General features: G+C 59.3%; 18 protein-coding genes. 12 read left to right on the top strand and 6 right to left on the bottom strand.

Going from position 1 to position 24649, the window contains the following annotated elements:
* Positions 1-196: 196 nt before the first annotated feature.
* From ACP90_RS27015 to ACP90_RS27005, 3 genes are all read left to right on the top strand, one after another.
* Positions 197-1231, top strand: coding sequence for a LacI family DNA-binding transcriptional regulator (locus ACP90_RS27015; RefSeq protein ID WP_062492048.1), 1035 nt, complete (start codon positions 197-199; stop codon positions 1229-1231).
* 453 nt (positions 1232-1684) lie between these two features.
* Complete coding sequence (locus tag ACP90_RS27010; RefSeq protein WP_062491133.1) at positions 1685-2479, top strand: substrate-binding domain-containing protein; 795 nt, start codon at positions 1685-1687, stop codon at positions 2477-2479.
* 14 nt (positions 2480-2493) lie between these two features.
* Complete coding sequence (locus ACP90_RS27005; protein WP_062491130.1) at positions 2494-5385, top strand: EAL domain-containing protein; 2892 nt, start codon at positions 2494-2496, stop codon at positions 5383-5385.
* A gap of 49 nt (positions 5386-5434) precedes the next feature.
* On the opposite strand, the gene ACP90_RS27000 is transcribed toward ACP90_RS27005, so the two are convergent.
* Positions 5435-6451 (bottom strand): 2Fe-2S iron-sulfur cluster-binding protein, encoded by a 1017-nt coding sequence (locus ACP90_RS27000; RefSeq protein ID WP_062491128.1) that lies wholly within the window; start codon positions 6449-6451, stop codon positions 5435-5437.
* Positions 6452-6513: 62 nt separating this feature from the next.
* Positions 6514-8301: an ethylbenzene dehydrogenase-related protein gene (locus ACP90_RS26995; RefSeq protein ID WP_228866274.1), complete on the bottom strand. Its 1788-nt coding sequence runs from the start codon at positions 8299-8301 to the stop codon at positions 6514-6516.
* Positions 8302-8976: 675 nt separating this feature from the next.
* Here ACP90_RS26995 and ACP90_RS26985 point away from each other — a divergent pair.
* Genes ACP90_RS26985 through ACP90_RS26955 form a run of 7 tightly spaced genes read left to right on the top strand, consistent with a single transcriptional unit; the run spans position 8977 to position 16509 of the window.
* Positions 8977-10344, top strand: coding sequence for a V-type ATP synthase subunit B (locus ACP90_RS26985; protein WP_062491123.1), 1368 nt, complete (start codon positions 8977-8979; stop codon positions 10342-10344).
* The gene (locus ACP90_RS26980) at positions 10344-10967 is read left to right on the top strand and encodes a V-type ATP synthase subunit D (protein WP_062491121.1); all 624 of its coding nucleotides are present in this window, start codon (positions 10344-10346) and stop codon (positions 10965-10967) included. Before ACP90_RS26985 ends, ACP90_RS26980 begins: the two co-directional genes overlap by 1 nt.
* Positions 10964-12757, top strand: a complete 1794-nt coding sequence (locus tag ACP90_RS26975; protein WP_062491119.1) for an ATP synthase subunit I — start codon at positions 10964-10966, stop codon at positions 12755-12757. Before ACP90_RS26980 ends, ACP90_RS26975 begins: the two co-directional genes overlap by 4 nt.
* Complete coding sequence (locus ACP90_RS26970) at positions 12754-13203, top strand: ATP synthase subunit C (protein ID WP_006939055.1); 450 nt, start codon at positions 12754-12756, stop codon at positions 13201-13203. The genes ACP90_RS26975 and ACP90_RS26970 overlap by 4 nt, the downstream gene beginning before the upstream one ends.
* Positions 13204-13227: 24 nt before the next feature.
* A complete protein-coding gene (locus ACP90_RS26965) occupies positions 13228-13929 on the top strand; it encodes a hypothetical protein (protein WP_062491117.1) in 702 nt (233 codons plus the stop codon).
* Between the two features lies 1 nt (position 13930).
* A complete protein-coding gene (locus ACP90_RS26960; protein WP_062491114.1) occupies positions 13931-14677 on the top strand; it encodes a hypothetical protein in 747 nt (248 codons plus the stop codon).
* Complete coding sequence (locus tag ACP90_RS26955; RefSeq protein WP_062491112.1) at positions 14674-16509, top strand: V-type ATP synthase subunit A; 1836 nt, start codon at positions 14674-14676, stop codon at positions 16507-16509. Before ACP90_RS26960 ends, ACP90_RS26955 begins: the two co-directional genes overlap by 4 nt.
* A gap of 84 nt (positions 16510-16593) precedes the next feature.
* Here ACP90_RS26955 and ACP90_RS26950 read toward each other — a convergent pair whose 3' ends face one another.
* Complete coding sequence (locus tag ACP90_RS26950; RefSeq protein WP_062491110.1) at positions 16594-17295, bottom strand: nitroreductase family protein; 702 nt, start codon at positions 17293-17295, stop codon at positions 16594-16596.
* Between the two features lie 414 nt (positions 17296-17709).
* On the opposite strand from ACP90_RS26950, the gene ACP90_RS26945 reads away from it, so the two are divergent.
* Both ACP90_RS26945 and ACP90_RS26940 read left to right on the top strand, forming a co-directional pair.
* Positions 17710-18705, top strand: a complete 996-nt coding sequence (locus ACP90_RS26945; RefSeq protein WP_023014426.1) for an ABC transporter substrate-binding protein — start codon at positions 17710-17712, stop codon at positions 18703-18705.
* Positions 18706-18832: 127 nt separating this feature from the next.
* Positions 18833-21124: an EAL domain-containing protein gene (locus tag ACP90_RS26940; RefSeq protein WP_062491108.1), complete on the top strand. Its 2292-nt coding sequence runs from the start codon at positions 18833-18835 to the stop codon at positions 21122-21124.
* Positions 21125-21235: 111 nt separating this feature from the next.
* On the opposite strand, the gene preA is transcribed toward ACP90_RS26940, so the two are convergent.
* The 3 genes from preA to ACP90_RS26925 all read right to left on the bottom strand — a co-directional run bounded on the left by preA (position 21236) and on the right by ACP90_RS26925 (position 24610).
* Complete coding sequence (preA, locus tag ACP90_RS26935; RefSeq protein WP_022999265.1) at positions 21236-22549, bottom strand: NAD-dependent dihydropyrimidine dehydrogenase subunit PreA; 1314 nt, start codon at positions 22547-22549, stop codon at positions 21236-21238.
* 90 nt (positions 22550-22639) lie between these two features.
* Complete coding sequence (locus ACP90_RS26930) at positions 22640-23986, bottom strand: NAD(P)-dependent oxidoreductase (RefSeq protein WP_055659228.1); 1347 nt, start codon at positions 23984-23986, stop codon at positions 22640-22642.
* Positions 23987-24355: 369 nt separating this feature from the next.
* Positions 24356-24610 (bottom strand): hypothetical protein, encoded by a 255-nt coding sequence (locus tag ACP90_RS26925; protein WP_022999263.1) that lies wholly within the window; start codon positions 24608-24610, stop codon positions 24356-24358.
* Between the last annotated feature and the right edge of the window lie 39 nt (positions 24611-24649).

Below are 24649 nucleotides of genomic sequence, written 5' to 3'. Positions count from 1 at the left end.
CCTCACCATGCGGCCTCCACCGCATTTTGTAATCGATTACATTTTATTGTATGCTATATGTAATCGATTACATTCATCATTCTCGGGAAACGGTCTTGTGTCAACCCGGAATGTCGGATCAGACAGTTCCGAGGACGAACCGGCCGTCGTGGCGGCAGGCGCCCAGGCTCAAAAAAGAGAAATACCGGAGAAGGCCTTGGCCCAGAAAATAGCACGAATTCAAGATGTTGCCAAAGAGGCGGGCGTATCGACCGCAACAGTCAGCCGGGCGCTGAGCAATCCTGAACTTTTGACAGAGGCAACCCGCGACATTGTCTTCGCGGCGATCCGCTCTACCGGTTACCGGGTCAACCGTGCTGCGCGTAACCTGCGCACCCAGCAGGCCGGAGCCATCCTGGTTCTGGTGCCAAACCTCGGCAATCCGTTCTTTTCCCAGATCCTGGCCGGGATAAGTGCCTCCTTCGGCAACCGTGACTATTCCGTCCTGATCGCCGATACCAAGGACCATGCCACGAGTGGTAAACACGTGGTCGACTACTTTCTGGACGCCCAGATCGACGGCATGATCTGTCTGGACGGAGCAATCTCCCACCAGGAATTGCAGCTGTTCGAAGACAACGGCGTCTCCGGCAAGATCGTCTTTGCGTGTGAATGGGCGCACGACGTCGCGTTGCCTTCCGTGCGCAGTGACAACGTTCGCGGGGCGCAACTGGCCGTCCGGCACCTGTATGACCTTGGCCATCGCAAGATTGCCCATATCACAGGTCCGCAGGAAAATGTTCTGACGCATGCCCGGCGCGAAGGCATGCTGGCCGAACGTGCAAGGCTGGAGCTGCCTGCCCGTGAGGAATGGATCATCCGGGGCGACTTTTCCCTGGAATCCGGCCGGATGGCCGGTGAGAGGATCCTGGAGATGAACGATCGGCCAACAGCGGTTTTCTGTGCGTCGGACCAGGTTGCCTTCGGGCTGATTTCGACCCTGACCGCAAACGGTGTCCGCGTTCCGGAAGATATTTCCGTCGTCGGGTTCGATGATATCGAGCTGTCGGAGTTTTATGTCCCGGCACTTACAACCATACGGCAGGACCGGCGCGCGCTTGGTGCCAGGGCAGTTTCCCTCCTGCTGGATTGTATTGACGTTGCGCACACCAAGGCAGACGTCGCGATGGAACCGGTGATGGTTGATGTAGAGCTGATAGTGAGGGCCAGCGCCGCGCCGCTGGTTTGTTGAATAGCGGCCCTGTTGCCCACCGCTGACAGGGTCGAAAATCCAATCGGCAAGTTTTGCGCAAGCATGAGGTTGTAAATTTTCTCGCTACCCGAATTCGATGTAAGCGTTGATCAGCAGTGAATCTACCCTGCAGCATAAATCATGCAACTTGATGTTTGTGCGAAAAGAAAATCTAAGGTTGTATCGAATACATCTTTCTTGGTGGTAGTCAGGTCATGTTTACCGGTCAATTTATTGGGTGAACAAATTTGCTAAGTCGGTAAATTATTCCTACTAGGAAAATATTGCCCAAATCAGATCGAATTTTAATTTCAGGATTATTTTGCTTTTATTTCATTACTTTAATTAGACTACACATTTATTGTAATTTATCGCGGGGGTTTAGCGTTTAATTAACTTGAATATGTCACTCTAGATAGTACCGTCAATTTTTGGGTGATAAAAATGCGTAGTTTGGCTTTTGCCTTGGCATTGTCCCTTTGCACTTTTTTCTTACACACTGAAGTTTCGTCGGCACAGGGCCCGCTAAAAGTAGTAGGCACGGGTGATGGCCTTGAAATGCTTCAGGAAATTGGTGCGGGCTTTGTCGAGAATCGTCCCGATATCAATCTTGAAATTCCACCGAGCATTGGCTCGGGTGGCGGTATAGCCGCCGTCAGCTCCGGCACGGAGCGCCTGGGCCGGGTCGCGCGTCCCCTGAAGGACAGTGAGGTGGAATTCGGCCTCGTTTATCTGCCGATTGCAAAAATACCCAGCGCAATCTTCACGCACCCGTCTACCGGTATCGATGCTTTGACCAGCGAAGAACTGGTCAAGCTGTATTCCGGTGAAATAGTCAATTGGTCCGAATTGGGCGGTGCCGATCTGCGTGTCCGCCTCGTCCGCCGCGAAGACGCGGACAGCACCTTGCAGGTTTTGAAATCGTCGATGCCGGGCTGGGCGGATATGGAGTTCTCGCCGCGCTCGAAAACGGCCCTTACCACCCAGGAAGCAATTTCCAGCGCGCGCGAAGTCGAAGGCGCGATTGCTTTCGGTCCTTATTCGAAGCCGCTTGAAGACGGACTGTCGGTCCTCAAGATCGATGGTCACCATCCGACTGATCCGGGCTACCCGAGTTCGGTAACCCTCGCCTTGATCTACAAGGAAGGCACGCTGGACGATGAGATGAAGGCCTTCATCGACTACGCCCAGTCGGGTCAGGCTCACACATTGATCAGTAACTACGGTGGCGTACCCGTCGGTAGATAACCCAATTGGTCCACATGATCCGTCACTCGTCCCTTCTCTGGCATTATACATACGGCGCCGTTTTCACGGCGGTGTGTGCATTTGCCGGTCTTATCGGACTGGTGGCTTTCCAGCTTGAAGACAGCATGCAGCGTCAGGAGGCCGAGCTTCTGGAGCTTTCCCGCGCGCGTCTTGTGGAAACCCTGTCCGCCGACGTGAAGCTTGCCGGGACCCGCATGGAGTTCCTGTTTCAGGACAGGCTTCGGCGCATAAATGCGTTGTCGGAGAGGGTGGATACCGCCAAGGCCGTTGAGTCACGCAATGTCGTGGCCATGTCGGAACTGCTCGGCCCGGCGGCGAAACTGGCGGATGTGGACGGCATCGTCGTTCTGGATGAGGAAGGCCATGTGATCGGCGCCTCCTCCTATTCTGCGGACCTCGTCGAACTGGGGTCCAAGATGCAGGGTCTGAGCTTCTTCAACGAGGTCGCCAAGTCGCTGAAGGACAGCTTTCCGGGAGAGAAGCTGACCTACTCCGGCGTTTTGCCGAAGTCCGAAACGGGTGTTTTTGTGCCGGGCGATCGGGACAATGAAGTGTCTCAGATCGCGTTTGTCCCGGTTTTTGATGATTTCGGCTATGTGATCGGCGGACTTGTCGCGCAACGTTGGCTGCGGCCGGAAGAGCCGCTCCTGGCGGATCTGGCAAAAATCAATTCCTTCGAAATGGCGATCGTTTTCGACGATCAGATCATTTCCACGGCGAATTTCACCGGAAACTATTCGGATCTCACCCGCTCGAAAGAAACGCCGAACATCACCCTGGACGGTGAGCATGTCATCGAATGCGGTGTTCCTGTCGTTCCCATGACTGTCTGTGCGCTGACCCCCATCGCGGCGCTGACCGAAATCCAGAACAAACTGATCCGTATCGGCACCGAAGAAGAAGCAAAGCTGCTCCGGCGGCTGTTCCTGTTCGGACTGATCGCGCTGGTGGCTTTCGCTGCTGTCGCCTTTCTCATGTCGCGGCAGATTACCCGGCCGCTGACCAAGATCACGCGCGTATTGACCGGCATTGCAGCGGGCGACTTCGAAAGCAAGGTGGTTGGAACCGAGCGGCTGGACGAAGTCGGTGACATCGCCAGATCGGTCGTTTCCTTGCAACGATCCGTCAAGGAGCGCGACGCCTTGCGCGAACGCGTGCACGAAAAGAACTCCATCCTGCGCTCTCAGGAAGCCCAGTTGCGCGAGCAGAACGTCCTCTTTGATGCTGCTCTCAACAACATGTCGCACGGTCTGTGCATGTTCGACGTCGATGGCAGGTTGATTGTTTCGAACCAGCGCTACGCCGAATTGTTCGAAGTCGAGCCGGGCAGGATAAAGTCGGGTATGACGGCTGCTCAGCTCGCAACGCTGCAGAAAGTTGATGCCGTTGAAACCGGTGACATGGCTCTGCACGATTCCCGGATCGGAGATCACAGGTATTCAGGTGGCTCGCAAAGCACCGAAATGGTGAAGATCCGCTCGGGCCGTATCGTCCTGACCACCCGCCAGCCGCTGGCGGAAGGTGGTTGGGTGGCGATATCCGAAGACATCACCGAGCGGCAGGAAGCCCGTGACCGGCTGGCGTTCCTGGCGCGTCACGACCTTCTGACACAGCTGCCAAACCGCATCGAATTCCGGGACCAGCTGGACATGCTGTTGAACCAGCAACTGGTCAAGGGGGGCGAGTTTGCCATTCTGTGCCTCGATCTGGACGAGTTCAAAACGGTCAACGACAGCCTTGGGCATCCGATTGGCGACGAGCTCTTGCGGCAGGTGGCGGAGCGTCTGCGCGCCCTCATCGGCCGAAAGGACGTTGTTGTCCGCCTTGGCGGCGACGAATTTGCGATCCTCACCGGTCTGCCGTGCAGGCTTGCTGATGTCGAGGAACTGGCGCAGTCGGTCATCTGGGAGATTTCCCAACCGTTCCAGATCACCGATCATGAACTCGTAATCGGCGTCAGCATCGGCATCACAATTGCCAGGGCCGACGGCACTGCAGGCGACGAACTGTTCAAGCAGGCAGACCTTGCGCTCTACCGGGCCAAGGAAGACGGTCGCAATACCTACCGCTTCTTTGAGCAGGACATGGGCACGGCCGTGAACGACCGGCGAGAGCTTATCACCGACCTCAGGACCGCGGTCGCCAATGGCGAACTGGAGCTTTATTTCCAGCCGCAATACACGCTCGTGGACGACCGGGTGTCCGGCTTCGAGGCGCTGGTGCGCTGGAACCATCCGACACGGGGCATGGTTTCTCCGGCTGATTTCATTCCGCTTGCCGAAGATACCGGCCTGATCATCCAGTTGGGCGAATGGGTATTGAAGGAAGCATGCCGGATCGCGTCCAATTGGCCGGACCACCTCAGGGTCGCGGTCAACCTGTCACCCCGGCAGCTGCGCGGCCACGCATTTGGTCCGGTGCTGATCGATGCCCTGACCCAAACGGGTCTCAAGGCCGACCGTCTCGAACTGGAAGTGACCGAAAGCGTGCTTCTGACCGATTCAGAAGATGTTCTGGATTCGCTGCGCCAGGCCAAGTCGCTGGGCGTGAAAGTGTCCATGGACGATTTCGGAACCGGCTATTCCTCGCTCAGCTACCTGCGCCGGTTCCCGTTCGACAAGATCAAGATCGACCAGTCCTTCGTCCGGTCGATGGCCTATTCGGACGATTCCATTTCCATCGTGAAAGCGGTCATCGAACTGGCCAACAATCTCAACATGACCACCACCGCCGAAGGTGTGGAGACCAAGCAGCTTCTCGACATGCTGACCGAAATCGGCTGCACGGAAGCGCAGGGCTACTATCTGGGCAGACCCATGCCTGTCGCCAGTACCGAAGAGCTGATCTATGCCGGCGAACGGTCTTTGACAACCGCCGCGCAATAGTCCGGCAAGACCGCTCGCTCTCAGGAGAGGCTGGTGTAGCGCCCTGGTGTCAGTCTGCGGAAGCCGAGGTAAACGGAGCGGATGCCTTTCGGATAAGGTTTCCAGCAAGGGCCAGCAGGCCGCTCTCTTCTTCCGCCACAAAAAACGGATCAGCGTAGAAGGTTGCCCCTGCGCCTAGCGCGATCTCCCGCATGGCGTCGACATGTGACGGCGCACCGGCCGAATAGACGACGTGATCGGGCGTAAGTTGTCCGACCAGTTCATGCGGGCGCGCCTTGCGCACCGTCTCGTCGTCGCCATCGCCTGCCGTCAGGGTGATCGGAATGCCCCGGCCTTGCAGCCAGCGAACCGCGTCGCGCATGTAGATCCCGTCCCGGGTTCTCGACCCGGCAATGATGCGGATTTCACGGCCGGTCTGGCCCAGGCTCGCTGCAACGGCAATCGACCAGATCGGTGCGAACCCGGTTCCGGTCGAGGTGAGCAGGATCGGGTTCTGCTGCCGTCGCAAAAACGCATTGCCGAACGGGCCACGCAGCTTGACGGCATGTCCCTTGGCAATTTCCTTGCCCAGCTTCGACGATACGATGCTGTCCGGGTAGACCTTGATGTGAAACACAAGGACATTCTCTTCCGCATCCAGGTTGAGCGGGGTTGTCGGGCTGTAGTCGCGCGGCGGATATCCTGCAAAGGTCGCGCGCAGATATTGCCCTGGCAGCCAGGGCACGGGCCGCGCCGTCTTGACCCGAACTTCCAGGTACCCGTCCTTGATCGGCCGAATGCTTTCCACCGTTCCCTTTGTGGTCTTCACCAGCGGCACCGGGTCATAGGCGATCTCGGCATCGCCTTCCAGAACGGAAAGGCATCCGAGCACGGTGTCCTTTTCCCGGGTGCCCATGTCGTCGATCTGCCCGCTCAAAACGCGTACCCGGCAGGTTTCGCATTGGCCGGAACAGCAGTCGTGCGGGATGACGAGGCGTCCGCCAAGCCCGGCGTCGATCAGCGTGTCGCCGACATTGGCCTTGATGGCCTTCCCGTTGATGGTGACCGTACAGGTGCTTTTCGACATGGGTGATTACATCCGTTGAAAGAAACGTCCGGAAAAGACAGGAAAGACGGGAAGGGCAGGCCTCAATTGAAGGTCAGCCGCACGGGACGGGAATGGCGGGTGTGGCGCGTCTGGTTGTGGTCAAACGCAGAGACCCACATGAAGAGACCATCCTTCATGGCAAGGTCCTGGCTCTGGCCGGTGTCCATGTTCCGGACGACTTCAAGTGTCCAGTGGCCGTCCTGCCATCTGGATCCACCCAGCAGATCTGCCCGGCTGCCGGAATATTCACCCTGGATGAGTACACCTGGAATGACCGTTCCGACCGGGATTTCCGCGTCCTTTTCCGGCGAGTACGGCACGCTTTCGTTTTCAAACATCCACCACTGCGACCCCTCGTCTTCGATCGCTTCGGTGGACAGATCGATGGTGCCCATCAACGACGTCATTTTCTTGTGGTCGATCGGAAGCCGGTGCACGCCGACCGTCCCATGATAATGGGTCACGGGATCGCCGATGTAGTTGTAGACGTAGAATGCCTTGCCTTCGTCGGGATTGTAGCCGGCGCTGTAGCGGCTCTTGCCGGCAGCCTGGGCTTCGTTCGGTTCCACGGGTGTTGCGAAGTGCATGTCGTCGACGCGCCCCAGCATGCCGCCGCGCGCCGCTTTCCATTGCCACACGTCCACCAGGCTGCCATCGGTCGTATAGTGCAGGCCGCGGTAATTGAAAGCGCCTGGTTTGTCACTCAGAGGCTTCGGGCCCATGTGGGTGGCACCGCCGCCACCAAAGGTGTCGGTGGTGGAAAAGGCAACCGAGAACTTGTCCTCGTAATAGGCGGTCTCGTCGGAAATGTCGGCCCGGTTGTTCAGCATGTGCCAGCCGTCTTCACGCTTGATCAGCGGATGCCGCTTCAACGACCGGTTCTTGTCTTCCCAGCGGAAGGCAAACGCGATCTTGTCCCCCACCTGAACGGCACGTACTTCGACGGTGGATTCTCCCGTTCCGTCCAGGTTCGAGCCTTGCTGTGTTCGGATGAAAACAGGGGTCGCGTCCTGCCAGACCGGATCGTCCAGCGTGCCGTCCAGCTCCGGCAGGGTGGTGCCCTTGGCCACGACAAGGCTGTCGCGTGTGCCGAAATCGAGGCTGACAGCGCCAACAAGCACGATTGCGCCCAGGGCAGTCGCCAGGGCCAGCGGGTGACGGCTCATCCCCGGGAAGCGGCGCAGCGCTTGCGGACGGAACAGCCGCAGCAACTGTGCAACGCCGCCATAACAATAATGCAGCACCACATGGGCAACGATATAGGTCAGCACCACGAGGGCGGCCGTGTAATGCACGGTCACCCAGATGCCACCATGACCGATATAAAGCAGGACGCCCGTCGCCGACAGGGTGAGCACGGCCCCGAACAGGATCCAGTAGGCGATGACGTTGACCGCGGCCAGGCGCAGCTTGGTGCTGGCGGGAAGCGTCAGAACAACGATCTTCTTGGAGGAAATGCGCCGTTTCAGTCGGCCAAGCGTCATATAGGCCGCATAGGCAAAGATAACCGCCAGAACGAATATCGCCGACACATAGTGCCAGGTCCAGATTTCACCCTGTGGCAGGATCGGTTCGAAAAGTTTGGAGAACCAGGCGTGTTCCGCATCCGCCGACAGGCGCATGCCGGTCAGCAGGCTGGTGACGATCGCGATAACCAGCGTCCAGTGCAGGAGGATCGTGCCGATGTCGCTGCGTACCGGAGGGCTGCGGTCCTCGGGTCTTTTCGCCGCGCTATCCGCGCCATTGGCGTGCCGGCCTGTTTGGGATTTCTTGGATGAATTGGACGATGAAGGCAGTTCCAGGGCGTGATCAGTCACTTGGTCCGTCAACTTTTCCTCCAAGGCCGCCAGCAATGCGACCGGGTTACCGGCATAGGTTGTGCAACCGGATGTCGGGAAATTTCAAAGCGCTTTGCCTAAAAAATATCACATTTTAACAAAAGTGAAGAAAAAATGGCGAATACAACTGGCCTTAAACCTATCCGGGTGGTTTTGCGCATGCTTAAAAATCTTCCTCTTGGGAAAAAATTCAGATGACTGAAGAACAATATTGGCGGGAAGGCGCGTGATCGTGAAAAAGAAAAGATCATGAAGAATGATTGGGAAAATGGAGAATTGATATTCCAATATATAGGTAGAATATCAGGTGGACCGTTTGAAAGTTGCTTTAAATTTGTGCAGCGCAACAGCACGTCTTCCTGAATGCTGCTTTCCCCTGGGCTTATGCCGGAATTAAGCGGAACAGCGAAGTCGACCCGCCGTTAACGCAAGTGAAATGGGGTTGCGGCAATGCGGGAGTAGGCCTGCTGCCTCTGGCATGAGCACTTTGATGCAAGTCATACGAACGCAATCATTTCTCTCTTAACTTCATTTTGGTTGAAGCAAGTTGGGTGCCGGGCAACAGTTCAGGTTGTGTGGGACCGAAAAACCCGCCTAAGATGGTTTGCGTTGCAGCAGAACGGGTTTGGCCCGATGTGAGTTAATTTCCTTCCCAAGGGGGCGTTAATGCTGGTCTCCCACACACGGATTGTCGATATCGTTGGCGATATCATTCGCATTCAGGTGTCTTCTACGAAGAGCGAGTCGGAGGGGCGCCCGTGCCTGGGTGATCTGGCACTGGTCGATTCAGGCGATGGTGCGACGTCTCTCGCACAGGTCATCAACATCGACCGGGACATGGTTTCGCTGCAGGTCAATTCCGGTACCAAGGGCCTCGCCAACAATTCGTCCGTACGCTTTCTGGGTGAGCCGGCCAAGGTCACCTATTCCGACAATATCCTGGGCCGTGTGTTCGACGGTGCGGGGCAGCCGATTGACCGGGGCCCGGATCTGTCCAGCGACCCTTCCGTCCCGATCGGCGGACCGTCCGCCAACCCGATGAAGCGCGTGCTTGCCTCGCGCATGATCCGCACAGATGTGCCGATGATCGATATCTTCAACTGCCTCGTGGAAAGTCAGAAGATCCCGATCTTCTCGGTTTCCGGCGAACCCTATAACCCGTTTCTGGCACGTATCGGCATCCAGGCAGATGCCGATATCGTGGTGTTCGGCGGCCTCGGGCTGATCTTCGATGACTATGCCTTTTTCCGGCAGCAGTTCGAGGATGCGGGCGTTTTCCCGCGCACGGTCATGTTCATCAACCAGGCGTCCGATCCGGTGGTCGAGCGTCTGCAGGTTCCGGACATGGCCCTTGCGGTTGCGGAAAAATTCGCCGTTGAGGAAGGCAAGCGCGTTCTGGTGCTGCTCACCGACATGACCGCCTTCGCAGATGCCATGAAGGAAGTCTCCATTGCGATGGAGCGGGTGCCCGCCAACCGGGGTTATCCGGGCGATCTTTATTCCCAGCTGGCTCGCCGTTATGAAAAGGCCTGCGATTTCAAGGGCTCAGGCTCTGTCACCATCCTTACGGTCACGACCATGCCGGGCAATGACGTCACCCATCCGGTGCCGGACAACACCGGTTACATCACCGAAGGCCAGTTCTATCTGCACAGCGGCGTTCTGGATCCCTTCGGCTCGCTGTCCCGTTTGAAACAGCATGTGATCGGCAAAGTGACGCGTGAGGATCACAACCAGATCATGAACACCATGATCCGCTTTTATTCCGGCGCACGCGATGCGGAGCAGAAGCAGTCCATGGCGTTCGAATTGTCGGAATACGACCACCAGCTTCTGAAGTTTGGCGGCCTTTTCCGGCGGCGTTTCATGGATATCAATGTCGCAATGCCCTTGGAGGAGGCGCTCGACCTGTGCTGGCAGACGCTTGCCGAATGCTTCCAGCCGGAACAGCTGCTGATGAAGCAGGGGCTGATCGACAAGTATTTCCCGAAAAGCAAACCTGCCGGCGGAGCGTCTGACGAGGAGGCTGCCTGATGGCAAGACTGGCCCTCAACAAGTCGTCTCTGGCCCGGGAAAGCGGACAGCTCTCGGAATACAAGCGCTTCCTGCCGTCTCTTGAGCTGAAGAGGCTCCAGATCATGGCCGAGCGCGCCAAGGCGAAGGAAGCAGCCGTCCGCCTCGAGGCGGAGTATGAGGAGCGCTTCAACGCTCTTGCGCGGTCCCTGCCAATGATGGCCAACAAGCATGTCCCGCTGGAAGGGCTGGTGGTGTTGAAGCAGGCCGTCGTCGGCGAGCAGAACCTCTCCGGCACCCGGTTGCCGGTCCTGGAAGATATCGAGGTCGAGACGAAAGCCTATTCCCGTCTGGCGCGCCCGCATTGGGTCGACCCTTATGTCACAGGCATGCAGGAACTGTTGCGGCTCAACAAGGAGCGGGAGATTGCCAAGGAGCGTATTGCCCGGCTGATCGAGGCCGAAGCGGTTATCTCTCGCCGGGTCAACCTGTTCGAAAAGGTGCTGATCCCGCAGGCGGAACGCAACATCAAGAAAATCCGCATGGCCCTGGCGGACGCGGAACGCGATGCCGTGGTCCGTGCCAAGATCTCCAAACGCAAGACGGCAGCGCGCGGCGCTGAAACCTCGGTGGCCGAACTATGACCATCGTCCCGCTCGTCAAGGTGAATCTGGTCGGCATCCTTGAGGACAAGGACAAGGTGCTGGAAGCCACGCAGGAATTCGGCGCCCTGCATCTGATTCCCCTGACATCGGCACAAAAGGAACTGGAAGCCGTTCCCGCAGGCCGGGGGCGCGAGGCGAGCGAAGCCCTGCGCTGGCTCATGGACAGCAAGGCGCAGCGTCGTCCTGTCACCCATCTTGACGACTTTGACCTGGAAAAGGTGGTCGAAAAGACGCTTGCCAACCGCAAGGCGCTCCGTGACTGCGAAGACCGGGTGGCGCGCCTTGATCAGCGCATTCAGGATGTGGAGCCCTGGGGTGAATTCAGCTTTTCCGACCTGGCCGAAATCGGCGAGCACCGGCTGTGGTTCTACGTGGTGCCCAACGCCAAGATCAAGCTGATCGAACCTTCCGACAAGATCCTGGAGATCGTCCACCGCGACAAGTACCGCAGCTACATCGTGTTGCTTTCTCCGGAAGAACCGGCGGCAAATGCCATGCCGGTGCCGCGCGTTCACGTGGGGGCCGAGGCGCTCTCGGTGCTTCGGCGTCAACATGAAGATGCGACCATTCAACTGGAAGAGCTGGAACTGCAGCGTCAGGCTCTCACCAAATGGCGGTTCGTGCTGGCGCAGAACCTTGCCGCCGCCCGCGACCATTCCGCCCGCCACAGGGCGTCGCTCGAAACAGCGGACACCGAACAGGTCTTCGTGCTTCAGGCCTGGGCGCGGCGGGACCAGGTTGCGGAGGTCCGCACGCTTTCGGACAGTCTCGGCATCGCCCTGCTGGTGACGGATGTCGAAGAGGCCGATGCGCCGCCCACGCTTCTCGACAACAGCCCGGCACTGGAAGCGGGGGAGGATCTGGTCGAATTCTATCAGACCCCCGGCTACAGGGGGTGGGACCCTTCGGCAATCGTCTATGTTTCCTTCGTGATCTTCTTCGGCATGATCATGACGGACGCGGGCTATGGCCTGCTTCTTCTTCTGCTGTTGTACCTGTTCCGGGCGCGCTTCAAAGGTTCGGCGTTGGGCCGGCGCATGTTCCGGATGTCCGTCTGGCTCATGATCTCGACGGCGGCCTTCGGCGTGGCAACGGGTAGCTACTTCGGTGTCGCGCCTCCCGAAGGAACGTTTCTCGCGCGCCTGAAGGTGCTGCATCTGAAAGACGTGGACACGATGATGAAGATCACGCTGACCATCGGCGTGACCCATATCGTCATTGCCAACCTGATGCGCGCCTGGCACGAAACGAGCCTGAGCGGTCGCCTGCAGCCTGTCGGCTGGTGTCTGGTGGCACTCGGTGGCCTGGCAACGTTTCTGGGGCAGGGCACTTCCGTTGCGGTTGCCGGCCCGGGCGCGGTGGTTGCTGGGCTTCTACTGGTCGGCATCTTCGGCAGCGACCGCAAGGTGACATCGCTCAAGACCGGCGGCCTCAGGGTTTTTGATGGCCTCGCCTCGCTGGCCCGTATCGTCAACATTTTCTCTGATGTTCTCAGCTACATGCGCTTGTTTGCGCTGGGGCTTGCGGCAGCGTCGCTTGCCGAAACCATCAATTCGCTCTCGGGCCAGCTCAACCACGCGGTTCCTGGCGTCGGTCTGCTGATCGCCATCGCGGTTCTTGTGCTCGGGCACGCCATCAATATCGGGCTGGGGCTGATCGCCGGCTGCGTGCATGGCCTGCGTCTGAATGTCATTGAATTTTTCAATTGGGGTTTGAAGGACGAGGGCACGCCTTTCCGTCCGTTCAAGAAAGAGGAGACACGCCTGTGAACGAATTCGTTGTGGCTCTCGGCTGGTTTGGGCTGTTCGCGCCGGTCGCCCTCGGCGCCATCGGCAGCGCCTGGGGCTGCGCCCTTGGCGGTAGCGCCGCGATCGGCGCCATGCTGGACAGCGACGGTGGTTACGGCCGCTTCATCGGTGTTTCGCTGATGCCGTCGTCCCAGGTGATCTACGGCATCGTGATCATGTTCTCGTTGCAGCAGCCCACCATTGATGCAGCCAATGGCGCCGCGCTTTTCGGCATCGGCCTCCTGTCCGGCGTCACCATGCTCTACACCGGCATTCGCCAGGGCGAGGTGCTCGCCTCGGCCATTCATGCCTCAAAGGCCAAGCCGGAAATCTTCGGCATTTCCCTCGCTCCGGCGGCGGTGCTGGAAGGCTTTTCGGTCTTTGCTCTCGTCTTCGCGCTGGTCCTGTCCGGCTCGATCCCCGCTTAGGGCCAGAAGGAACAGGAGGCGGCAATGTCCAAACATGACGCAGCAGACGACCTGGAGAACGCCGCTGGTGCCGGTGTCCAGGCGCTTATCGAAAGGCTGAAGTCCGAAGGCGTGGCCGCGGGCCAGTCGGAGGGGGATGCCATCCTGGCCAAGGCCAGGGAAAAGGCGGAAACGATCGTTGAGGAAGCAAGGCAGAAGGCGGACAGCCTGCTGGCTGATGCAAGAGCGGAAGCGGCCAGGGAAAAGGCGGCGACGGAAGACGGGCTGAAGGTTGCCGCGCGCGATCTAGTCCTCAGCCTGCGCAACGAGCTGGGCGACCGCATCCAGCAGGAAGCCGGCCGGCTGGTGGCAACCACACTTGCCGACCAGGAATTCCTGAAAAACCTCATTCTGGCGATGGCCGCCAACGCAAAGGACAATGCGTCGGTCAGCGACGCTGAGCCGATGGAGATCGTCCTGCCGGAGAAGGTCGTCACCTTCGAGGAGTTGAAGCAATCGCCCGAGGCGGTCGAGCCGGGAACCCTCACCCACTTCGTGATTGCACTTGCGGGCGAAGTGTTGCGGCAAGGGGTCACCTTCTCCACCGCACCGGGCTTTGACGGCATCAAGGTGAAGTTGACCGACAGGGACGTTTCCATCGATCTGACCGAAGAAGCGATCGCGACACTGTTGAAGCGGCACCTGCAACCGCGTCTCAGAGCGGTGATGGAAGGGGTACTGCGCTGACATGAGCCGGCCGCACCAATATATCGCGCTGGTGTCCAGCCTGCCCCATCTTGGCAAGCTGTTCTCGCGCAAGGACGTGCCGATCTCGGGGTTCCGGTTGAAGCAGCGGCTGTCAATGTTGGAGCCCGCGCATGCGAGCCTGCTGCGCGAGATGGTGGAGGTGACGGCCTGGGCCGGTGTTGCCGGTTATGATCGCGACATCGATGTGATCCGGCGGGCAAACAAGGTTCTTGCCGATCTGGCTGCCTATCCGGATCTGCAACATCTTGTCGGGGCACGCATGGAAACGCGGACGCTGATTGCAGCGCTGCGCCGCCGCCGGGACGGACAGGAAAGCGCCGGAGATATCGAAAACTGGGGCTTCGGCCGCTGGTGCGCACAGGTCAAGGCCAACTGGAGCGACCCGGCCTTCGGGCTCGGCCATTTCATGCCGTGGGTGGGCGAGGCTCACCAACTGATGCAGGTGGGCGATCACATCGCCATGGAACGCCTTGTCCTCACCCAGGTCTTCCGGCAGATGGGCCATTACGGCAACCTGCATGAATTCGATTTCGAAGCCGTTGCGATCTACGTGCTGCGCTGGGTGATCGTGGAACGCTGGTCGCGCTACAACGAGGCCGATGCACGTGCCCGGCTGGCCACGCTCGTGGCGTCAGCCCTTGGCGGCGAGACGGGCGACGGCAGTCAAGCCGGCCGGCCGGACCTTTTCTCAGACTTCACTTCTGCCCTTGAGGGAGCTCCTTCATGACGAGCCATGTTCAGTTGCCCGAACCGACCGCGGAAATCGTCGCCGTGCAGGACGATCTCGTCACACTGTCTCCGCTCGGCTCTGCCCCTCTGATCAAGAACGAGGTGGTCTATATTATCCCCCATGGTCCCGAACGTGATGGAAAGCCGCGGGAATACCTGAAGGCCGAAGTGCTGCGCGTGCGCGGAAAGTCCGCTGAAGCGCAGGTGTTCGAAAGCACTGCGGGCGTGCGCGTTGGTGACAAGGTGATCCAGAGCGGCGAGATGCTGTCGGTTGCTCTGGGCCCGGGCCTGCTCAGCACGGTTTTTGACGGCTTGCAGAACCCGCTGGCCGACATTGCGGCCGAGCACGGCTTCTTCCTGCCGCGCGGGGTGCTCACCAATGCTCTCGACCAGAACCGCAAATGGTCGTTTGAACCCAAGGTGAAGTCCGGTGACGTGGTCAAAGCCGGGGAAACGCTCGGCACGGTTCCGGAAGGCAGGTTCGAGCACCGGATCATGGTTCCCTTCGTTACGACGGGTTCCTGGACAGTGGACCGGATTCGCGAAGGAACGTTCACCATCAACGAGGTGGTGGCAACGCTCAAGAACGATCGCGGCGAAACCCGCGACCTGACCATGGTCCAGCATTGGCCGGTTCGCCGGGCGATCCCGGAAGGGCTGGTCAAGGCCGGTCAGAGCGAGCGGCTTTATCCAAGCGAGCCGCTGATCACCACCTTGCGCCTGATCGACACGTTCTTTCCCATCGCCCGTGGCGGTATGGGCTGCATTCCAGGTCCCTTCGGTGCGGGCAAGACGGTGCTGCAATCGCTGATTTCGCGTTTCTCGGCGGTCAATATCGTGATCGTGGTTGCCTGCGGCGAGCGTGCCGGCGAGGTGGTCGAAACGATCACCGAGTTCCCGCACCAGCCGGATCCTTCCGGAGACGGCACGCTCATGGATCGCACGGTCATCATCTGCAACACGTCTTCAATGCCTGTGGCGGCGCGCGAGGCCTCGATCTACACCGGCATTACCCTTGGCGAATATTACCGGCAGATGGGCTATGACGTGCTCTTGATCGCCGACAGTACCTCCCGCTGGGCCCAGGCCATGCGTGAGACCTCTGGCCGGTTGGAGGAAATTCCGGGAGAGGAAGCGTTTCCCGCCTATCTCGACAGCGCCATCAAGGGCATCTACGAACGCGCTGGCGTGTTGCGGACCGCCAGCGGCGAGACTGGCAGTCTCACCATGATCGGCACGGTGTCTCCGGCCGGCGGCAATTTTGAGGAACCGGTCACCCAGTCGACCCTCGGCACGGTCAAGACCTTCCTGGGCCTCTCGTCCGAACGGGCCTACAAGCGCTTCTATCCGGCGGTCGACCCGCTGCTGTCCTGGTCGCGGTATCACATTCAGCTCAACGACTGGTACCAGAACAATATCGGCCCGGACTGGGTTCCCCGCGTTTCGGAGATGATTGAACTCCTGCGCAAGGGTGACGAGATCACCCGCATGTTGCAGGTGACAGGTGAAGAGGGCGTCTCGACTGACGATTTCATTCTTCAGCAGAAGGCGCTGTTCCTCGACATGGTCTACCTGCAGCAGGATGCCTTTGACGATGTCGACGTGTCGGCGCCGCTCAAGCGCCAGCAGGAAACCTTCGAACTCGTCTACCGGATCGCCCGCACCGACTTTGCCTTTGACGACAAGGAAGCCGTCCGCAAGTTCTTCACCGAACAGACATCGCTCTTCAAGAACCTCAACTACGCTGCCGACGGCAGCCCGGACCGCAAGGAACTGCTGGAGAAGATAAAGGCCAATGTCAGCGCCGCCCCGACACATGTGACGGGGTGATCGCCGCGTATTGCGGGCGAATAAGCCCCGGGCTTCGCGCTGTCCGCCCGGGGTGACGCTCTGGAAACGCACTTGGTTCTGAAGCTATTCCTGGTCCTCGAACACGCTCAGGATCTCTTCCAGCGGCTTCTTGATCTTGGCGACAGCCGGTACCGTGGCGTCTTCCGCGGGATGGCCGACGGCCAGGATCATGACCGGCTTTTCCGCTTCCGGACGGTTCAGGATCCCGTTGAGGAATTTCATCGGGTTGGGCGTGTGCGTCAGGGTTGAAAGCCCCGCATGGTGAAGTGCGGTGATCAGGAGGCCGGTGGCGATGCCGACACTTTCGGGAACGTAGTAGTGCTTGTAGCGGGTGCCGTCGTTGAAGGTGCCCCAGCGCTGCGCGAAAATCACGATCAGCCAAGGGGCGATGTCCAGATGCGGCTTGTCCGCGTCGGTGCCGATGGGCTCCAGTGCCTTGATCCATTCGTCGCCCGCGCCGCCATCATAGAACTTGCGTTCCTCTTCCTCGGCAGCCAGGCGGATCTTGTGCTTCAGGTCGGCATTGGAAATCGCCACGAAATGCCATGGCTGATGATTGGCGCCGCTGGGGGCTGTTCCGGCAGCGCGGATGCAGGCTTCGATGATGGAACGGTCCACAGGACGGTCCGAGAAGTGGCGAACCGTATGGCGGGTGCGCACATCTTCATAAAAGTCCTGCGCACGGGCCAGCATTTCCTTGTCGTCGTAAATTCGCCGGTCCGGCAGCGGCAACGGTTGGTAATCCAGGGCTGATTTGGAAATCATGTTTTTTGTCCATTTGCATTGCCGACCGGCGGATTCGCAAGGAATCCGGGCCGCGCAATCTCCTCCCACTATGCACCGTTAAGTATGGATCGACTGACCGGGCGTCAGGCAACTAAAAATCCGATCCACCGGCTTCACAACTTGAACCAAGCCCGCCTATGCTCCTCTTTGAAACGCCAAATGGCCTTGATGAAAAAATAACCTTGACCAGTGACATGGCACCTTTCTAGATTTTCTTGACCAATTGGTCAGCACTGTTCGTTGAGAAGGCAAAATGCCCCGGCGTCCGGATGCGGCCAAACAGCCGGAAGAGGATCAGGCGGCCGGGAACCGCTCCGAGGTCCGCACCGGTTAGGGTTTGAAGTTCCAGAGAAGGGTGAGTCCGACAGCGGCTCGCCCATAACCAGTAGGGGAATGGCAATGAAGGCATTGAAAAGTCTGGCGCTCGCGTCTGTCCTGGGCGCAAGCCTGGTGTCAGGTGCGGCCAACGCCGCGGACGAGCTGACACTGCAGCTTAAGTGGGTCACACAGGGCCAGTTTGCCGGCTATTACGTGGCCAAGGACAAGGGCTTCTACGACGAAGAAGGCCTGGACGTAACGATCAAGCCGGGCGGTCCGGACATTGCGCCGCCGCAGGTTATCGCCGGTGGCGGTGCGGATGTGATCATCGACTGGATGCCGTCCGCCCTGGCATCGCGCGAAAAGGGTGTGCCGCTTGTCAACATCGCACAGCCGTTCAAGAAGTCCGGCATGATGCTGACCTGCCTGAAGGAAACCGGCATCACCTCGCCGGAAGACTTCAAGGGCCGGACACTCGGCGTCTGGTTCTTCGGTAACGAATATCCGTTCCTGTCCTGGATGAGCCAGCTCGGCATTCCGACCGACGGTGGCGACGAAGGCGTGACCGTCCTGAAGCAGGGCTTCAACGTCGATCCGCTGCTGCAGAAGCAGGCTGACTGCATCTCCACCATGACCTACAACGAATATTGGCAGGTCATCGATGCCGGCATTCCGGAAGAAGACCTGATCGTCTTCAAATACGAAGACCAGGGTGTCGCCACGCTGGAAGACGGTCTCTACGTTCTGGAATCCAGCCTGGACGACCCGGCAATGGTCGACAAGCTCGCCCGCTTCGTGAAGGCCTCCATGAAGGGCTGGGCCTATTCCGCCGAAAACCCGGAAGAAGCTGCTGAAATCGTTCTGGAAAACGACGCCACTGGCGCGCAGACAGAAAAGCATCAGATCCGCATGGTCGGCGAAATCAACAAGCTGGTTGATGGATCTGACGGCAAACTGGACATGTCTGCCTATGAGCGCACCGTGAAGTCCCTCCTGTCCGGCGGGTCCGACCCGGTCATCACCAAGGAGCCGGAAGGCGCCACCACAACGGTCGTCACCGACAAGATGTAACGTCAATCGGGCAGCCGGGGCGGAATTCGTTCCGGCTGCCTTTGCCTGATGCTTGCCAAGGCACTAAAAATTAAAGGTTTGAACCCAGACTGCTTCGCTGACAAAAGCTTGGGATTTTGAAAGCGAAATGCGCGATCTGTCTGGAAAAACAGACAAATTCGACCTGGTTCATTCCGCGGCGGAGACAGTGTCCGACGAACCGCGCCGGATGACCGCGGGCGTTTTCGGCATTTCTTCCAGCCTCGTCATCATTTTGATGTTCTGTGCCGTGATTTTTTCTTTCGGCGCCGTGCTGTTCAAGGTGCTGGTCGCGGAGCGCGAAGCTGCGATGCGGGAGACCAAATCGGTCGCGCGTGTCTTTCAGAACCACAAGCAGTTGCTGTTGCGTGAAATGGAGCGCTACGCCGCTTCCAACGCCGCCTATCAGAATATCGATACCAATCTGTCGCCCGACTGGATCGAGGCCAGGTTCGGCGTCGACATGGCCCTGGATTTTGCCCACGACTACACAGTGCTTTTCGGTCCGGACAGCAAGGTCCTCTTTTCTTCCAACTTCCACGGCAAGGAGAGAGCGGAAGACTTTTCCAAGAGCGTCCAGACGGGCATTACCGGCACGCTGGACAGCATACGCGGCAATTACGTCAAAGCCCTGGTCCGGTCAGAACCAGGCGAAGTCCGCTTCACCGGGACTTTGGCCGACATTTCGGCCATCGACATCGTCGAGATCAACGATCACCCCTTCATCGTCGCGGCCTTTGCGATCGTACCGGATCCCGGTGGGATCGAAATGTCCTTCGGGCCGCCGAACGTTCTCGTCAACGCGTTCGAGATCGATGCGGCGCATCTCAGCAATCTTCTGTCCAGCCTCGCTCTCGACAATCTGAAATTCGCTTCGGAAATTCCCGACGGCATGATCGGCACCCCGGTTCAGAACGGGTCCGGCACGGTGCTTGGTTATCTCGCCTGGTATCCAATGAGCCAGTCGTCGGGGATCATCCTGTCTTCGATACCGATTCTCCTGCTGTCACTCGGGGTCATTCTGACGGTGGCCCTGATTGCCCTCCGGCAGAATGCCAACGCCAGGGCACGGCTGGCAGCCCGTGAACAGGAAGCCCGTTACGCCGCCAATCACGATTCCCTGACAGGCTTTGTCACACGCGGATATTTCCACGCCACAGCCACGAAAAGGCTCGCCTTGCGCAAGGATCAGCAGCGTGGCGCCTGGATCATTTATCTCGACGTCGACAACCTCAAGCAGGTGAACGACATCTACGGGCACACCGTGGGCGACAGTTTGGTGGTCGCTCAGGCCGAACGCATCAGATCGGTGCTCGGCCCGTTCGACCTGGTCGCGCGCAGCGGTGGCGATGAATTCCTGATCCTGACGGAGCGTTGGGAAACGCCGGAGCAAGCCGTTGAGGAGGCGGGCAAGCTGTTTGAAAAGCTGCGGCAGCCGTTCGACTATGAAGGCAAGCGCATTGAAACGTCCGTAAGCGCGGGTATTGCCCGCTTCCCGGAGCACGGCCAGACACTGACAGGCCTTGTTCGCGCTGCCGATATCGCCCTGCAGCGCTGCAAGATGGAGCAGAAAAGCTCGTTCCGGATTTACGACGAGCGGATGGACGACCTTCTGCGCGAACGGCGCGAGATCCGTGTGGATCTTGATTCAGCCCTGCGTGAAGAGCAATTCGACCTGTTCTATCAGCCGATCGTCGACGCCCGGTCGGGCGAACTGGCCTTCTATGAAGCCCTGATCCGCTGGCGGCATCCAAGCCGCGGCCTGGTGCCGCCGGTGATGTTCCTGCCGGTTGCCCAGGATGCTGGACTGATGCCTGTGATCGGTGCCTGGGTGCTGGAGCGGGCGCTTCACGATGCCTGCAGCTGGATGCAGACCGGCGTGTCGGTCAATGTCTGCACAAGCCAGATCCAGGCCGCAGGTTTCGCGGACAAGGTCGAGGCACTGCTGCAGCAATACGACTTTCCTCCGGAAAGGCTTGTTCTCGAAATCACCGAGGACCTGATGCTGGAGGAAAGCGCGCAGACGCGGAACACCATTCTCAAGCTGCGCGATCTTGGCGTCGGGCTTGCCATTGACGACTTCGGCACCGGATTTTCCAGCCTGAACTACCTGCACAAGTATCGCTTCGACAAGATGAAGATCGACCGCAGTTTCGTGTCGCGTATCGGCGAGGACGAGGAAGCGGACATGGTCGTCCGCTCGATGCTGAGCCTTGCCCGGGTAATGGGCATGCAAAGTGTCGGCGAAGGGGTCGAGACGGAAGCACAGCGCGACTTCCTGGTGGAGGCGGGTTGCGAGTTCCTGCAGGGCTATCTCTTTGACAGGCCGCTACCGTTCAACGAGTTGATGCCGCCTGATCCTTTGTCGCAGATGGAAGGCATCCGTCGGGCCGGCGGTTGATCTGCCTGCTTGCGGCAATCCCTTTCAAGGTTCCCTAGACTGAAAAGCGAACAAAAAAACGCGGGCAAGGGAGGATCCTGCCCGCGTTGAAGGTGACCGCCGGAGCTTTGCCTATTCGGCTGCTTCCTTGACGGCCATCGGGTTGTTCGGGTGCGTCGTCCAGTTGGCGTAGTCCTTTTCGACAGGCTTCTTGGTGCGCGGATCGATGCTGCCGGCCTCCATGGGTTCCATGGTGATGCAGCCTTCGATCGGGCAGACATTGACGCACAGGTTGCAGCCGACGCATTCCTCGTCGATCACCTCGAACTTGCGAACGCCGTCCACCATGTTGGTGATTGCCTGGTGGGACGTGTCCTCACAGGCGATGTGGCAGCGGCCGCATTCGATGCAAAGATCCTGATCGATCTTGGCCTTGGCGATGTAGTTGAGGTTGAGGTACTGCCAGTCGGACACATTCGGTACCGCGCTGCCGACAAACTGGTCGACGGACGTATAGCCCTTGGTGTCCATCCAGTCGCTGAGGCCTTCGATCATGTCCTCGACAACCCGGAAGCCATAGGTCATTGCGGCCGTGCAGACCTGCACAGAGCCTGCGCCAAGCGCCATGAACTCGGCCGCGTCGCGCCAGGTGGTCACACCGCCGATGCCGGAAATCGGCAATCCGTGGGTCACCGGGTCGCGGGCGATTTCGGCGACCATGTTGAGTGCAATCGGCTTTACGGCCGGGCCGCAATAGCCGCCGTGCGCACCCTTGCCGTCGACAGAGGGAGACGGCGACATGATGTCGAGGTCGACACCCATGATCGAGTTGATGGTGTTGATCAGCGAGACAGCATCAGCACCACCCGCCTTGGCGGCCTGCGCCGGCTTGCGGACATCGGTGATGTTCGGTGTCAGCTTCACGATGCAGGGCATGCGCGAATGCTGCTTCACCCAGCGGGTGACCATTTCGATGTATTCCGGCACCTGGCCGACGGCGGAGCCCATGCCGCGTTCGCTCATACCGTGCGGGCAACCGAAGTTCAGTTCGACACCGTCGGCTTCGGTTTCTTCGACGCGGCGGAGGATGTCGATCCAGTTCTGCTCCTCGCAGGGCACCATCAGCGAGACGACGAGCGCCCGGTCCGGCCAGTCGCGCTTCACCTGCTTGATCTCGCGCAGGTTCACTTCCAGCGGACGGTCGGTGATCAGTTCGATGTTGTTGAGGCCGATCAGCTGCCGGTCCTTGCCATGGATCGCGCCGTAGCGCGGACCGTTGACGTTAACCACCGCCGGATCTTCCCCAAGCGTCTTCCACACGACGCCACCCCAGCCGGCCTTGAAGGCCCGGACGACGTTATATTCCTTGTCCGTCGGCGGCGCGGATGCCAGCCAGAACGGGTTCGGCGATTTGATGCCGATAAAATCAGTACGCAAGTCAGCCATGGTGGCTCTCCCTCAAATCGGTGGCGCCGAGCGCGTCAGCTGCTGCCGGGCGCTCAGGTCCCAGTCGCTCAGGTTTCAGGCGCGCAAGTCTCAGGCGGTCAGGGCAGCGTTAATGCTCTCGGCGGCAATCTTGCCATCCTCGACAGCGGCAACCGTGAGGTCTTCACCGCCCAGCACGCAGTCACCGCCCGCCCATACATCGGCAAGGCTGGTCTTGCGGTCCGCATCAACCACGATGCGACCCTTTTCAAGGGACAGCGCATCGCCGAGATCCGCTTGCACTAGGGTCTGGCCAACGGCCTTGAACACCATGTCCGCAGGCAGGGTGATGACTTCGCCGGTACCGGTCAGGGAACCATTCTGCTCCTGGGTCCGCTCCAGTTCAATCGCGGTAATCGCACCGTTTTCACCGACAAGGCCCTTCGGCTGGGCCCAGGTCATGATCCGGACGCCGCTGGTCTGGGCCAGCTGCTGTTCGTATTCGGAGGCGTTCATCCGGTCCTGACCGCGGCGATAGGCGATCGTGACGTCTTCGGCGCCCAGCAGTTTGGTCTGGACCGCGATGTCGACCGCAGTCATGCCGCCGCCGATCACCACGATGCGCCGGCCAACCGGAAGCTCGGAAAGGTCCTTCGACTGACGCAGGTCGGCAATGTAGTCGACGGCATCGATCGAGCCGCTCTTGTCTTCGCCTTCAAGGCCAAGCGCATTGACACCGCCAAGGCCGATGCCGAGGAACACGGCATCATATTCGGCACGCAGGGTCGCAAGATCCAGATTGGTGCCGAGGCGCATGCCGGTCCGGACCTCGATACCGCCGATGGACAGGATGAAATCCACTTCCCGCGCGGCAAAGTCGTCGACCGACTTGTAGGAGGCGATACCGTATTCGTTGAGGCCGCCGGCCTTTTCACGGGCATCGAACAGGGTGACGTCGTGACCGTGCACCGCCAGCCGGTGGGCGCAGGAAAGACCCGCAGGTCCGGCGCCGACGACGGCAACCTTCTTGCCGGTTGCAGCAGCGCGCGTGAACGGCGTCGAGCTGAACTCCGACATGAAGTGATCAGTCGAATACCGCTGCAACTCGCCGATCTTCACCGGCTTGCCTTCGGCAACTTCGCGCACGCAGACCTGTTCACACAGTGTCTCGGTGGGGCAGACGCGGGCACACATGCCGCCCAGAATGTTCTGGGCGAAAATGGTTTTCGCGGCCCCGGTCGGGTTCCCGGTCGAGATCTGGCGAATGAACTGCGGAATGTCGATGCTGGTCGGGCATGCCTGCATGCAAGGGGCGTCGTAGCAGAAGTAGCAACGGTCGGCTTCGACCTGCGCTTCGTGCTGGTCCAGCAGCGGGTGCAGGTCGCTGAAATTCTCAGCGTATGCGTCCTCAGGCAAGCGCCCGGCGGCAATGTCCGGGCCGGCTTTGGTCTGGGTCATGGAGATCTCCGGAAGGTTGGCGATCGTTTTCAAGGTGGCTTCCTTCGTTTGATGAGGAGGCTCAGGAATGCATTGGAAGAAAATTTGAACAGTTAGTCAAATTTTTTTTGGAATGATTAAAAACTTGAGGAAAAAAATCAGCAATAAAATTACCGGAAAAACAGCATCTTAACGCAAAAAAGGCGCTGTGATGAAATTTGCGCCATGGCGCAAAATCCGGCCTGACAGCTGCCTGTCACGGTGTATTGGCGGGGAAAAAAGGACTGATCAACGCGCACGCACGCCGAAGAGCTCCGGCGCACCTGTGTGCACCGGAGTTGAAGCGGCCGCCAGGCAAACTGGTAGCGTTGGTTCCGGAACCGTGTCCGGTTAGTGCGAGTGGTGTGACAGGCGCAGGGGCGCTGTCTGACGGGGGCTTTGAACCCGTCCGGCCACATTCTGGAACGCGAGCACAAGACTGACTGCAACAAGAGTCGCAGGCCACAAGATCGATGTGACCAGAACTCCCAGCAGCCGCTTTGGTGTGCTCAGTCCGCTATCAAGCAATTCCGCAGACGACAGGATCAGAAACACCAGCGTAACGGCGCCATAGAGGACGGCTCCCATGAAGAACAGGAGATACATGTCGGTTACCCACCTTACATTTTACCCAATGCCGCATCC

This window comes from Labrenzia sp. CP4 (genome assembly GCF_001579905.1).
Classification (GTDB): Bacteria; Pseudomonadota; Alphaproteobacteria; order Rhizobiales; family Stappiaceae; genus Roseibium; species Roseibium algicola.
Note: the sequence above shows the minus strand (reverse complement) of the source record. Positions and strands in the feature narration are given on the sequence as shown.

Excerpts from the sequence above, each read along its gene's own strand:
- ACP90_RS27005 (WP_062491130.1), top strand. The coding sequence starts at position 2,494 with ATGATCCGTCACTCGTCCCTTCTCTGGCATTATACATACGGCGCCGTT.
- ACP90_RS27000 (WP_062491128.1), bottom strand. The coding sequence starts at position 6,451 with ATGTCGAAAAGCACCTGTACGGTCACCATCAACGGGAAGGCCATCAAG.
- ACP90_RS26985 (WP_062491123.1), top strand. The coding sequence starts at position 8,977 with ATGCTGGTCTCCCACACACGGATTGTCGATATCGTTGGCGATATCATT.
- ACP90_RS26980 (WP_062491121.1), top strand. The coding sequence starts at position 10,344 with ATGGCAAGACTGGCCCTCAACAAGTCGTCTCTGGCCCGGGAAAGCGGA.
- ACP90_RS26975 (WP_062491119.1), top strand. The coding sequence starts at position 10,964 with ATGACCATCGTCCCGCTCGTCAAGGTGAATCTGGTCGGCATCCTTGAG.
- ACP90_RS26965 (WP_062491117.1), top strand. The coding sequence starts at position 13,228 with ATGTCCAAACATGACGCAGCAGACGACCTGGAGAACGCCGCTGGTGCC.
- ACP90_RS26960 (WP_062491114.1), top strand. The coding sequence starts at position 13,931 with ATGAGCCGGCCGCACCAATATATCGCGCTGGTGTCCAGCCTGCCCCAT.
- ACP90_RS26955 (WP_062491112.1), top strand. The coding sequence starts at position 14,674 with ATGACGAGCCATGTTCAGTTGCCCGAACCGACCGCGGAAATCGTCGCC.
- ACP90_RS26950 (WP_062491110.1), bottom strand. The coding sequence starts at position 17,295 with ATGATTTCCAAATCAGCCCTGGATTACCAACCGTTGCCGCTGCCGGAC.
- ACP90_RS26945 (WP_023014426.1), top strand. The coding sequence starts at position 17,710 with ATGGCAATGAAGGCATTGAAAAGTCTGGCGCTCGCGTCTGTCCTGGGC.
- ACP90_RS26940 (WP_062491108.1), top strand. The coding sequence starts at position 18,833 with ATGCGCGATCTGTCTGGAAAAACAGACAAATTCGACCTGGTTCATTCC.
- preA (WP_022999265.1), bottom strand. The coding sequence starts at position 22,549 with ATGGCTGACTTGCGTACTGATTTTATCGGCATCAAATCGCCGAACCCG.
- ACP90_RS26930 (WP_055659228.1), bottom strand. The coding sequence starts at position 23,986 with ATGACCCAGACCAAAGCCGGCCCGGACATTGCCGCCGGGCGCTTGCCT.
- ACP90_RS26925 (WP_022999263.1), bottom strand. The coding sequence starts at position 24,610 with ATGTATCTCCTGTTCTTCATGGGAGCCGTCCTCTATGGCGCCGTTACG.